We start from the raw sequence: 13,151 nt of genomic DNA, 5'->3' as shown, positions 1-13,151 counted from the left end.
TTGCGGGCAACCATACAGATGCCCGCGTGGTTTGCTTTTGGTGTCTCGGTGGGTGGAAAAACCTGCTCGCCGGGAATGGTTACTAAATCTAAAGGATTGATCAACTACGAGACCTACACGCTGGACAACGGCCTGACGGTAATTTTACACCACGACCCCGCCCGCACCGTTGCGGCCGTGAACGTACTTTATAAGGTAGGCAGCCGCAACGATCCGCCGGGACGGACGGGTTTTGCCCACCTCTTTGAACACCTGATGTTCGCCGGCAGCGAAAACGTACCCAACTTCGACGATGCCCTCCAGATGGCCGGCGGCGAAAACAACGCCGTTACCGGGGCCGACCACACCTTATACTACGACATTCTTCCGGCGGCCAACCTCGAAACTGCCCTCTGGCTGGAAAGCGACCGGATGCGGAAACTCCGCTTCAGCAAAAAATCGCTGGCCAACGAGAAAAAGGTAGTCGTAGAAGAATTTAAGGAAACCTGCCTGGAAGAGCCCTACGGCGACCTCTACCACCACCTCAACAGCCTGGTGTACCAGGTGCACCCCTACCGCTGGCCAGTAATCGGCGAGCGCTTTGAGCACATTGAGGAAGCGACCCTCGACGACGTCAAAGACTTCTACTACCGCTACTACCGGCCGGACAATGCCGTGCTCTGTATTGCGGGTGGCTTCGACCCCACGACGATCCGTGAGCAGGTTGCGCGCTGGTTTGGGAACATTCCGCCTTCTTCGCCGGACCATCCCCGGCCGGAACTCCCCGCAGAGCCGGAACAACGGGAAATGCGCAAAAAAACGGTGTACGCCGACGTGCCCAGCCCGGTTATTTACCTCAACTACCGCACACCCGGGCGGCTGCACCCCGATTTTCCGGCCATCGATATCCTCTGCTTTTTGCTGGGCGGTGGCCGTTCGAGCCTGCTTTACCAACGGCTGGCCCGCGACGGGGAGCTGTTCGCCGAAATCGCCACCGCCCACAACGACAGCCTCGACTCCGGGGCCATTTTCATCGATGCGCGGCCGGCCGAAGAGGTCGACTACGCCACGGCCCGCGCCGCCCTTTTCGCCACCATCGACGAAATGGTAGAGCACGGGGTGACGCAGCAGCAGCTGGATAAGGTCGTCAATCGCCTCGAACAGCATAATTTGTTCAAGGGCCTCAACGTCGCCAACCGGGCCAACGAGCTGGCCTTTTACGCCTCCATCGGGCGTCCCGAGTTGGCCAATACGGAGCTCGAGCAGTACCTGGCCGTGACGGTGGAAGACATCCACCGCGTGGCCAAGCAGTACCTCCGCGCCGAGGGCTTGAGTGAGGTGGAGTACCTGGTGGAAGCGGAGTAGGGCGCGGCCGCAGGTGCGGTGTTTGGGGATGAGGGAGCAACGAAGGTCGATCCCATCCACCGGATTACTTCTTTGGAACCACTATGTGTTCTTGAAAGTGCCGCCCCTCCAGTACCCGCAAGACAAAGTCGGCCACCCGCCCGGGCTCCCGATCGAAGTAGTAGCCCGCAATTTCGTGCCCCGCTGCGGGGTGACTGACCAAGGAGTAAGTGCCCCCGATCTTATCCAGATGCTCGGCCAGCACCCCGGCCCCGAACAACATCAACCATCCGCTGGCATCGGGGGCGCAGAAGTGGTGCGGAGCCGCTCCGTAGGGCACCAGGGGGTCGGCCGTCCCGTGAAACAACTGTAAAGGCAGGGTATTTTCCGCCGTGATCAGGTTCAGGTCCACAATGGCCCCCGCCCCGCTGCTGATCCCGGCGTAGGTAAAGTCTGCGCCCAGTCCGTGCGGCACCATCCCCATAACCGCGCGGGGCCAGTAGGCGGCGTGCAATACTGTTTCGGCCCCGGCACTGCTGCCCGCCAGAAAAAACTGGGTGGTGTCTAAGCCAAATTCATCAGCCCGGTCGGCCAGCCAGCGGGTGGCGGCCCAGGTATCGGTAACGGCCCAACGCAGGGTCTTGATTTTTTCGGTCAGTTGCCCGTTACAGCCCCAGTCCTGCGGCCGGCCCTGGACGTAAAGGGTGTAGGAAATGCTTGCACAGGCAATCCCCCGCGCCACCAAACTGCGGGCCAGGGTATGTCCACTCGAGCGTTGCCCCCCTGAAAAGCCGCCACCGTGTACGAAAATGACCAGGGGAACGTCTTTCCCTTCCATCTGGGTTGGCAAAAACAAATCCAAGTCCAAATCCGCGCGGTAGGTATGGGTGCTGAAGTCCTGGCCCGCAAGTTGACCAGCAAAGCCACCGAGGAAAAGCAGTGTGAAAGCACTTAGGAGGAAACGGCGCATAGCGGAGGAGGTTTATAGTTGAACCACCCAAGGTAAGCTTTGCCCTCCTAATTCCCCCCGATCACGAGTCGCCGTACGCCGAGCAAGCGTCCGCCATCGCGCAGTTCGAGGAGGTAGATGCCCGTAGGTACTTCCGGGATGTTGATGCTTTCGCGGATTTCACGGCCGCCCGGTGCCGCCTTATAGGTCAGCAGCGTCCGGCCCGTGGTATCGTACAGGCGGAAGTGGGCCCGGCCACTGATCACCCCTGCTGGCACGCGCAGGGCCAGGGCACGGTGCCCCGCCAGAGGATAGGCCTCGAAAAGTAGAGCCGCACCGTTGGTGTCGCCTCGGGTGGAGGTGGTACCTTGGTAATCGTAGCCATAAAAACCCATCCCCCCGTCGGGTAATACGTTGCTGTCGAAGTCAAAAAAAGTAGCATGTTCCTGGTGCGAACCCCGTCCCCACTGGGTGAAGCAATCGGAAGAAACCCAGGCGGGCTCCCAGTAGACTACGCCGCTGCCGCCGCTGGCCAGGACTTCCTTCGTCAGGTCAATCAGCCAACGGCGTTGGTTGGTAGGGCTGGCCGGGGAGTAACCCGCTTGGACGGAACTGATGATGTTGTTGGCCTGGTCGTTGCTGGCGGTGGTCCAGATGTAACCGGTTTCAAAGATCATGATGTCTTTGCCGGGTAGTTTGGCTTTGAGTTGGGTAATGATATCGCCCGTGCCCGCTATCGTCAGTGGTTGGTGCCAGGCCCAGTAATAGGAGAGGCCGAGGACGTCGTAGTCCGTCACCCCGTACTCCGTAAATCCGTCGGTAAGCCAACCCGCGTTATTGGGTCCGGCAATGTGAAGGGCGATTTTGATGGACTGTCCCGTGGCCGTCTCCACATCCCGGATGGCGCGGATGGCGCGATTGAAGAGTGCGGCGTTGCGGGGGCAGTCCAGCGCCCATCCCGCTGCGTCAGCTGCGGCGGATTGAAGGATGCCCTTATTGGTTTCGTTGCCAACTTGGACCATGGTCGGCAGTAAGTCCTCAGCGGCCAGCTCCATCATCGTCCCGTGTACGTAATTGTAAAGCGAGTCTTGCAATAGCGGCAGTTGATCTACCACTCCGGCCCAAGCGGCGGGTACAATTTGCCGCCCCGGGTCGGCCCAGGTATCCGAGAGGTGGAAATCCAGCAACACCGCCATGCCCGCCTCCTTGGCCCGGGCAATGCTCTTTTTTACGTCGGCCAAGTCGCTGTAGCGTTGTCCGCTGTTGAGGGCGTCGTACCAATTGGGTGTGTGCCAAAGCCGGATGCGTACGAGGTTGGCCCCGTAGTCGGCAAAAATAGCGTAGGGGTCTTTGGCCACCCCACCGTCTTGGTACACTACGCCGCAGTCTTCCATTTCATTAACGTAGGAGAGGTCGGCCCCCAGGTAAAAGGGTTGAGCCGGCAGTGTAGCAGCTAGTAAGACGAAAAGGAGAAGCTTAGGGGTTCGTTGTTGCATGTTGGAAGGACTGTTGAAGCAGGAGTTAGAAATTAAAATGCATCTGCGACTTGCTCGAGCGGGTTGTCAACCATGGGAAGACAGAAAAACTCACTTATTGGTTCATCAGTTCAGGGTCGATGAACCGCATGATACCGGGACGAAGGCGGTGTAATTCAAGAAAATCAGCAGGATCAAAGACGATGGTGTCGGTAGAGATGTGCCCCCAAAGGAGGCGATTAGATTCATTGGTACCCACGTACAGATAATCATCGTTGGGGTGGACTTTTACCGCCGATGGAGCGTGTGGAATCTTTTGTAAGGGGGGGGGGGCCGATTTTGGTTGCCACGTGGTCCCAGAAGGGCTGGAAATCTGTCATAACCGTTGAAAAAGCGTTGAGGAAGGTTTCACATCCCCAATTTTGTCCCTAAGACGGGCGAAAGCAAATACACTTGCGCGGTAACGGAGAGACAAAGGCAGTTCGATGACATGCTTCAGGGATGACCCCGCCAGCCACAAGTATTTTCTGAACTTGCTAGCTCTTTCATGGCGTTTTGGCCAGGTTTTCCTTAGTTTAGCACTTGATTTAACTCTGGAACAGATGGATGCTCTTCACCACTATATACCCCAACCCCCATGTCAAAATTCCTTACTGAAAAAGAGCTTTTGGGGCTACTTACCGGGACGCAGCGAGAGCGGGACCGGGCCTTTGCTGAGTTTTTTCATAACCCTTACTGGATTACAGCCTCGAAAAAATTTCTAGAAACCCACTACCATGCCGATCCCCATGAGGCCACATCTGCTTTTAACGATGCCCTGATCGCGTTTGATCGTCAGGTCCGTTTCAGATCCATCAAGAATCACGACAACGCCAGAACGTATTTTTTCACCATCCTAAAGCGTTGCCTTTTCCGTTTAAGAAAGGGACAGGAGGCTAAAATCTCTTTAATCGGGCCGGCGGAAGAGTTGCCCGAGTTAGAAGTTGGCAAGGAAGTGAATGTTGAAGAACTGTATATCGAGACTGAAAATCACCTTCTACTTCGACGGGCGATCAGTTCTTTGGGCCAACCATGCAGTAAAGTGCTCCTTATGTATCATTTGGGCACCAAACTAAAAAAAATTGCATCCTTGCTAGAGATGGCTAGTGAGGATGTAGCTAAAACCACCTTGTACCGGTGTAGAAAGAAGCTGCTACAATACCTAAGGGATCATCCCGGTTTACATTAACCCCTTATCTTCGCACAATGACTGAAGAAGATCTCAGGTCGGAACGCATTGATGCCTACTTATACGGAAGGTGCACTGCCGAAGAGGCGGAGAAATTTCGTCGTGACGTTTCCTTAGACGAATCACTGGCAGAAGACCTTGCGCTCCATCGCCTGGCCTGGGAAGCGTTAGAGCTGATGGAAGAAGATCGATTACGGGCAAAGTTCCCCGAATGGCAGGCCGAGGGGGAAAAGATCCTGAAGAACTCTTCTAACAACAAACTGAAAAGGTGGTGGTGGCTATCGCTGCTGTTGCCCATTATTGGCTTACTTTACTGGATGAGTCGCCCAACCCAGGTAAGTGACACTCCAGCTTTGCCCCCTCCCCCATCGGAACGTCCAGTGCCCAACGATCCGCCTACCGTAACTCCTATCGCCAACCGGCCCGAGCCAAACCCTGCACCAGCAGTCAAGAATCCGGTAAAGAATAAAAATTTAAGTGAATCATCAGAGCAGCCTGCATTAGCTATCGCAATGGATGCCTATCAAAAAGTGGAACAGCCCACTCTACGATCTGCTGCTTCAGCACCGGAGACATCCCCTCTACTTCCCGCACTCGAAGCCTTCTTTGGCAAAGATTATGACCAAGCCATCAACCTTCTGCAAAACAGCAAAGCCCAGCTCTCGCCCGTTGAGCAAGAGACCGCCCAGGAATTATTAGCCAACGCTTTGTTCTTAGCCCAGCGTTTTGAGGAGGCTGCAGCCATATTTCAGCAATTCACCAGCCCCAACGAGCCTGCTCTCGTCCAGCAATACGGACAGTGGCACCTTCTACTTTGCCGCCTCGCCGTTTACCCCCGCCAAAAGGAGAACTTCCGGGAATTGTTAGAAGGCATTCTGGCCAACCCAAAGCATAGGTATTACGCGGCAGCCCAAAAATTGCGGCAGGAAACGGCTGGCTGGTAAGGGGGAACATTCTTCGCTACTCCAACGGCCGCATGTCTCCAGTAGCAACCAATGCCGCCCAGAAAAAGGGGGCACCTTGCACCTCAGACCGATTGGCATTCAGGTAATCCAACTTAGCTTGCCGTAGCGCAGCCGCTTTACTGGTACCTGCCGCTTTCAAATGAGTGTAAAATGCCCCAATGATTTCAGCGGTAGCACGGTCATCTACTTGCCAAAGCGTTGCCAACACACTTTTCGCCCCGGCAAAGGTGAATGCCCGCGATAGTCCCACAATACCTTCTCCCCGGCGTAGTTGCCCCAGATTTGTAGAACAGGCCGAAAGGACAACCATTTCGGCATTCAAGCGCAACCCATAGATATCCCTTACGTAAAAATATAAGTATCCACCTTCCTCGTTCCGCAAAACCAAGTGGGAAAACTCGCCTTCCCGGTCGTCGGCTACCCCGTGCGTAGCCAGGTGAATAATGGTTGACTGGGGCGCGAGCGCTTCAAATACTGCATCAGTAGCTTGTGGGCCCATCACCACCTTACCCCCAAATAATTGCCCGACGTTTTGAACCTCATCCTTACTCCACGGTAGTGCTGTTGGGTTGGTTACACGTTCTGTCCTGCCTTCCACACCATTCTGTAGCGTGGTGGGTTTAAATGTTTCAGCGAAAGGCGACATCGCCAGCACCGATAAAGTAGGAATATTGTCGGGAGACCTGCGCTGCACGTCCCGCAAGAGGGTAGCCGAAAAGGCGTAGGAAATTTGGTGGTCTTCCAGTAAATACCGGCCTTCAGCGTCCGGCGTGGATTGGGAAGAGGATACAGATGGCAGTGCCTCAAATGGCAGATAGGATAATATACCATCTGGCACAATGATCAATTCTGGACTTAATTGCTCTTTGACCGGAGCAATCAATTTATCATACAAAAAAGAAGAACTCTCAGCAAATGCCTCCACAGCACGCGCCCGCTGCCGTTCATTTTGGGCACTAGGCGGAGCCCCATGATAGCCCAAAATTCCGTTTTGCATCATCCTGACCACCTGCTCTCGAAAATCCTTGCCAATCGCAATTCGGTGCACATCTGCAAAGTCCTGTTTGATCACAAAAATGAAGAGGGAGCTGTCTCCCAGCAGGTATTGCAGCAAAGTCTGGCCTGGCAATAGCACCTCTTTCTGTAAATCAGACAGGTTCAGTTTATCTTGCTCGTATAATAAGTCGAAATAGTCCGGGTGTTTTTCCTTGAAAATTTGCCCCAGGCTATCCAACCTCAATTTAGCCGCTACGCCTGCCAACTCTAACGCTCGGCGTTGTTTTTCATCGGCCGGAGGATTAGGCCCCAATAACTGCCGGTATATTGAGCGGATATCTTCATTGAATGCCGATTCTAACTCCAGCAAATCTGCCGGAATCCTAGTCATTACCCTAGGTCTTCCCCTCCGTAAGGATTCCACCAAGACGGTGTATTTGGTTTTTTCTAAAGTCGCTAACATTTGCCCTACCGGAGCTTTTACTTTTTCGAGGTCGGCCAAGTCAAGGTAGTAACCAAGCAGCTGCTCTGTCCGTCGATAGTACTTACTTTTATAGGCCAGTTGATCTTGTTGAGAAAGATATTTTTGGCGTTGGTCTTCCGCAATTCGATAGGCCATTTCCTGATAGGCGATGGCTTGGCGTATTTCCCCTGGTGCATTATTCTGCCTACCTAAGGCTGCATGAATGTCGGCTGCTTTATCTAAAGCCAGCAGCAGCGTAGGGCGATCTTCCACCTCGGCATAATTTTCTTCAGTGGTGAAATTTAGTCGATCCAGGCAGGATTCAATATACAGCAAAGCAGTGTCGGGCACACCTAATCGTAAATGGGCGAATGCCAGGCCGTATTCTAGCTTACTAAGCTCCGTTCTTGCGTTATTGCTTACCAGCCGGGGAAACAGACTTTTCAATTGTTCGAGACCTTCCTTAATTTTTTCTCCTTTGCAGTAGAGCAGATAGAGGGTTAGTTCGAAGCTCAAAACAATTCGATTGTCCTTCCCGAGTAGTGGCCTTAGCCCTGAAAGGCCGCTTTCCATTAATTGAACCCCCTTCATTTCATCCCCACTCGCAAATTCAAAAAGCCCCAACTGGTACGCGTAGAAATTAGCGTACACGTTATTATCGCCGTACACTTTTCGATAAAGATCAAATAGATATTGGGCAGCTTGACGACGCAGGGTAGAGTCGGTAGCCACTTCCACTATATTACTGTAAAATTGGATTAATTGCACTTCGTTCCGGTTCAGATACGTCCGTTGTAAAATAAGTGTCTTTTCCAGGAAGATATTGGCCTTATCGAAGGCCTCCAGCCGCTCGGCGATCCTTGCCATTTGCATATATCCCACAATGAACTGCTCGTTATCTTCAGGGAAAAAGCGCCGTAATATATCCAGTCCTCTTTCCGTCAGCACGCTGGCTTCCTCGTAGCGCCCGGCAATAATGTAGTACTCAGCTAATTTAATCCATGCTTTAGCAGCAGAGAAACTCTCTGGGCCGTAGTAGTCAGCAGCATGGACCACCTTACGCTCCAAAAACCCAATCATATTCTCTAATGCCTCCGCCTCATTACTCATGGTGCGTGCTTCCAGCTTTTGTTCTTCTAAGGCAAACAATTCGGGATGATCGGAGGGCAAAATAGCCTCTAAAATAGCGGCACCCGAATCTACCAAGGCCTTACTGGCTGGATAATTGGTTAGCTTAATTTCTAATTCTGCCAAATAACGGTAACTATTTCCCACTTGGTGGTGCGCATCTCCCAACTCCTTTCGCTTCAATTCCAAGGCGCGTCTTAGCAAAAGCTTAGCTTTATCAGGCTGGCCGGTTGCCATCATTTGAAAAGCCTCCGCCTCCAGTAATTTTATTCCCAGAGGATGATCGATGAATCTTTCTCCCCCCGCCAAAGTCCGTGCTTCTGTCAAATAGATTTCAACCGAATCTTCCCTCCCCCGGAAATCGAAATATTGCGCAGTGGCCAACAATGCACTCAAGCGGAGGGAATCACAATCGCTGCACGCTGTCGTTATTTCCAGTGCCCGCTGGCAGGCAGACCTGGCCTTAGAGAAATACCCGGAAACTAAGTACAACTCCGCCTGCGCATTCAGACAGCGCGTTTGCTCCGCAATGTCTATTTTCCCACTTTCCAACGCACGGCTTAGCCACCACTCGGCTGAATCAACTTGCAGCAAAGCCAGATAGGCCCGCCCCGTAATCCCTGCTGCGGCTGGAAAATTTTCTGTACAGGTATAAGCCCGTTTTCCTCTTTCAATTGCTGTATCATACTTACCTGCGTGAAGTGCGTTTAATGCTTGCGAATAAGTACTTTGACAATCATTGGCAACACCCTCATCTTGCGCCAACAAAGAACTTACTCCAAAGGACAACAGTAAAAAAAGCATCAATTTCACAATCTTCAGTTTGGATGCCACGGTCTGCTTTCCAGAGCGTAGCATTGTGTTTATTGAGTAACCTGGGAGATACCCAGCCCTCTTCCAAACTTACAATATTTGCACCAAACTCAAGCATTGAAAGCAAAAATTTAATATTTGAGGTACATTTTGCGCGGCCGCAGGTGCAAACACCACCGAAGAGCAAGCGGCGAGAGCCCCGCCCATTGCTAATACTACCGCCCCCTTATCGCTATACCTAACCCCACATCAATAGTGGCGCGTCCCTGCCTGCCCCAAAGAGCATTCACCCCCCTGCTACTTGTCGGAACTTCCTCCCGTACACCAGAGCGAAACCCCGCCCCACCCTCTATCCAAAGGTTGGCCCCTAACCAGTATCGGTAGCCTCCCCGGACGGTAAGCAAGGAAACAGCGTAAGAAAAATCTACGGCCCGAATGTCTTTAAAATCGAGTCGGAAAGCCGTGAGGTCACCCTGCAGGTACGGGCCTTCCGCTGTTTCACTGCCCAGCGGAAAGTACCGCAGCCCTCCCCCAAAGCCAAAGCCAGTAAAGTCAATGCCAGACTGCTCTGAGTTCACCAGTGCTCCCAAGACGAAAGCACTAAGTTTTGGGGAGATCGCCTGTTCCAGCCGCAACTCGCCCACACCGCTCACGAAGCCACCTGCGTTCAGGCCAAGGCTACTCTGCCCAGCCAGGTTGGCGGTGAGCAAGCCCACCGCCAAACCCGAGGCCAATAGAGGAAAGAGTATTTTGTTCATCATTTGGTCGATTGCGCTAAGAAGCCTTCCAGCGCCTGGGCGTAGCCCAACAGAATTTCGGGTGGAAGCTTTAATTCAGTTGCCAAATACTCGTGGGATTGCTCCTTCAAGGCCGAAGTCGATTTTGGGTGGGGGATACACCAAAACATACCCTCTGACTGCATTCGATTCGACTCATCAAGGAAAATCACCACCGTGGCGCGGTACTCGTTGGTGTCTTTCTTGCGAAGTACCGAAAAGAGAAAGCGACCTTTCTTGGTTTCCTTGCCCAACAGCTTGGCCTGCTGGTAGCTGAAGTCGTACTGGTAGAGGCTCTCCCAGGTATACCCGTCTTTGTTGTCCAAACCCTTAGCCAGTTGTTCTTTGTAGCCATAAACTACGTAGAGGTATTCCTCTTGGGAGGTTTGGGCCTGGAGGGGACTGACTAAACAACATGAGAAAAGGATGGAAATAAAAAATTCGGTGAGCTTCATAATACGTATTGAACAAAGGAGGATTGATGTGAGACATTAATCGCTAACGCGGCCTTAACTCCATTTTAATATTCCCGCCATTCAAATTGGTTGACAAGCTCAAGCGTTCATTTAAGATAAATCGATCTATATCCCAAAAAATTTGCTGAGCGTTGGTTGCATCAAAAAAATTCGGCGTCTCTAATTCCGTTTCGCTAGAGTTTATCTCGTACTCAAAGCGCGGAGAAATATATTCCTGACCTCCCAGAAACCTGATTTCTACGTTTAAATTACCCTCTCTATCCGCAGGCTCAAAGCTTGAAAACTCCATCGTCATTCTCGTGACAGCACCGTTAAAATTCCCCATAATGAACTCAGTGCTACTGCCAGCAGTAGTCAAAATATATGAAGAAACGTCCCAAACCCCTTCAATCTGCTGCCCTAAAGGAACTACTACTGGATCCTTCTCGCATCCTGTAGATAAAAACAACAAGGAAAACAGGAAAACAATAAAAACTCTCATCGTAAAATGATTTAGTTAGTGAATGAATGCAATTTGTATGCGCACATTGCTCGTTGGAAGACGAACCCTGCACCTGCGGCCGCGCCCAAGCGATTCAAGGGCGGCTGAAAATGCTAGTGTAAAAGGACCCGCGCCACGTACTGACGCCCCGTGAGGTCGGTTACGTAAATGATCGCTGCGCCCCGGGGTAAGCGGGCTACGGATAAGCGAAGTGCTGGAATGGAGTCCGAAGAAGTCGCTACCGGCTGTTGGAACAGTTCCCGCCCATCCATCGCGTAGATTTTCATTTGCACTGCGGCCGGGGGCAACTGAATAGTTATTTCTTCATCAGCGGGGTTGGGAAACACCGTCAAGGGTACCGTCGCCCGCCCCGAGGGGAACGCAAGGGAGGTGGCCAGATCGGCCTCAACGACAATTTCCAGGTCATCAATACCGTAACGTCCGTCGCCAGGATCGTGGACCAGCAGCAGCGGAAATTCTACATCTTCTATCCGCCGCCAGGCGCGCGCGATGTATTCTTCTCCGGTTCTCAGTCCTTCTATTACCGATTCCGTACCCAAGTCATCTCCCCAAACGGTAATCGCTAAGTTTTCCCCGGTAAAAATCCCGGCACCGCACAATTTTCCTTCGGGCGTGAAATAGCCCAATTCGTCTCCGGGTGCCAGACTTGGTTCCAAAACGTCCGCAGGAAAAACGATCTGACAATTATTTCCAGTGTTAAAATTGGAATCCAGTACGAAGTGGCTATTTGCTGGCATAGATTGTCCCGTGCCCGGCCCTGGCGAGAGATTACTGCTCAATGGTGGGGCATCTAACTCCATCAGGCTGAGTACACCGGTGGTGGTCGCCTTGAGTTGATAACCCTGGCCGGGCAAAAGCTGGCCGATATTATTGATGCCAAAGGCCGGGATGTAAGCTTGTCCGGCGTTGTTTTTCACGATTTCCAGGGTGCTCCCCAAACTGGCCATCCGGTCGACGATGCTGCTGGCTTCCTGGCGGGGATAGGCGATCATTTGCCAGCCCCGGCGAATGGGAATGGGCATGCTCGGGTCAAGCAAAGTGCCCTGCAAAACCAGCTCGGTGGCCGTACGCATTTTCACTTGGTAGCCCTGGGTGGGAGCCCAGTCGCCTACTGCATTGATATTAAAACTCGGGATGGCGGATTGGCCCTGGTCGTTTTTGAACAGAATTACTTGGTCGGCAATATCTCCGAGAATACTCAACACGTTGGCTTCCTCCGGAGCTACGTAGGCGGAAATCATGTTCCAGCCTGCGGCGAGCCCAATAGTTTGCTCTTTACTTGCATCTGCTTCCAATCCAGTAAGTAAACTGATGCCGTTGGTGGCGTAGCGATCAGTATTAGAGACGACGCCTTGGGTACCTACGGGTGCATACGTTGCTTCCACAAGGTATTCCTCGTCGGTCGCTTGCTGGTATACCCTTACCTGGAAACGCTCGTCATTCGCAAAACCGTTTTTCTGGACCGGAGGATCTGCGTCATTACCGAATACGGCAAAACTGTTGTCTTGCCCGGTCCAGATTGCGTAATTGCTGCAGATGAAAGCACCATCCACGGCGTAGAAAAATCCAATTACATCGCCCGGGACCAATCCGACTCCATCCCCCAAATCAGCGGCGAGTGTGGCGGGGAGAATGATGGTGTGGTTGGAGCCCGTGGGGTTGCTGGTCCACGGGATATTTATGTTCTGCCCAGCCTGAATAAGGGCTATACTCTGGCTAAGCCCACACCCGGAGACGGTGATGACCGCACTCCGGGAAGTGAAACCTGGGTTAACATCCACTTCGAGGGTGACAGAACCCGTTCCACCTCCGGTCTGACTTAGTACCCGCAGCCAGGGGGCGGTGACGCTGGCGGACCAAGCATCACAATTGCTGCTGACCCCGAAATTGTGCGTTCCTGGCGTACTCGTGTGCCTTAGGCTATCGGCATCAATCCTTAAAAACACCGACACCGCCGCCTGCGTCACCGTTATGGTTCGGGTAATGTTGCAGCCCGTAACGGTAATGGTGCCCGTTCGGGAACTGGTAGAAGTATTGGCCGTGTAGGTGACGTTGAC

The 13,151-nt window shown here is 52.9% G+C and carries 9 protein-coding genes; 3 read left to right on the top strand and 6 right to left on the bottom strand.

Annotated features, from left to right (window positions below; all coding sequences use genetic code 11):
- Positions 1–75 precede the first annotated feature (75 nt).
- Entirely contained in the window at positions 76–1,344 is a 1,269-nt protein-coding gene (locus tag H9S92_RS18475) for a M16 family metallopeptidase (RefSeq protein ID WP_187468180.1), read from the top strand.
- Positions 1,345–1,408: 64 nt separating this feature from the next.
- On the opposite strand, the gene H9S92_RS18470 is transcribed toward H9S92_RS18475, so the two are convergent.
- Both H9S92_RS18470 and H9S92_RS18465 read right to left on the bottom strand, forming a co-directional pair.
- The gene (locus H9S92_RS18470; protein WP_187468179.1) at positions 1,409–2,293 is read right to left on the bottom strand and encodes an alpha/beta hydrolase; all 885 of its coding nucleotides are present in this window, start codon (positions 2,291–2,293) and stop codon (positions 1,409–1,411) included.
- A 47-nt stretch (positions 2,294–2,340) separates the two neighbouring features.
- Complete coding sequence (locus tag H9S92_RS18465; RefSeq protein ID WP_187468178.1) at positions 2,341–3,768, bottom strand: glycosyl hydrolase 53 family protein; 1,428 nt, start codon at positions 3,766–3,768, stop codon at positions 2,341–2,343.
- Between the two features lie 616 nt (positions 3,769–4,384).
- Here H9S92_RS18465 and H9S92_RS18460 point away from each other — a divergent pair.
- Positions 4,385–4,975, top strand: a complete 591-nt coding sequence (locus H9S92_RS18460; protein WP_187468177.1) for an RNA polymerase sigma factor — start codon at positions 4,385–4,387, stop codon at positions 4,973–4,975.
- A 17-nt stretch (positions 4,976–4,992) separates the two neighbouring features.
- Positions 4,993–5,919 (top strand): hypothetical protein, encoded by a 927-nt coding sequence (locus H9S92_RS18455; protein WP_187468176.1) that lies wholly within the window; start codon positions 4,993–4,995, stop codon positions 5,917–5,919.
- Between the two features lie 16 nt (positions 5,920–5,935).
- Here the strand turns inward: H9S92_RS18455 and H9S92_RS18450 are convergent, their stop codons facing one another.
- The 4 genes from H9S92_RS18450 to H9S92_RS18435 all read right to left on the bottom strand — a co-directional run.
- Entirely contained in the window at positions 5,936–9,331 is a 3,396-nt protein-coding gene (locus tag H9S92_RS18450) for a CHAT domain-containing protein (protein ID WP_246463988.1), read from the bottom strand.
- A 766-nt stretch (positions 9,332–10,097) separates the two neighbouring features.
- Positions 10,098–10,571, bottom strand: coding sequence for a hypothetical protein (locus H9S92_RS18445; protein WP_187468174.1), 474 nt, complete (start codon positions 10,569–10,571; stop codon positions 10,098–10,100).
- 43 nt (positions 10,572–10,614) lie between these two features.
- Positions 10,615–11,073 (bottom strand): hypothetical protein, encoded by a 459-nt coding sequence (locus H9S92_RS18440; RefSeq protein WP_187468173.1) that lies wholly within the window; start codon positions 11,071–11,073, stop codon positions 10,615–10,617.
- A gap of 113 nt (positions 11,074–11,186) precedes the next feature.
- Positions 11,187–13,151: BACON domain-containing protein (locus tag H9S92_RS18435; RefSeq protein WP_222936167.1), on the bottom strand; the 1,965-nt coding region annotated here is incomplete at its 5' end.

The organism is Neolewinella lacunae (assembly GCF_014349155.1).
Taxonomy (GTDB): domain Bacteria; phylum Bacteroidota; class Bacteroidia; order Chitinophagales; family Saprospiraceae; genus Neolewinella; species Neolewinella lacunae.
The sequence above is the reverse complement of the archived record's forward strand: the minus strand, read 5'-3'. Positions and strand labels throughout refer to the sequence as shown.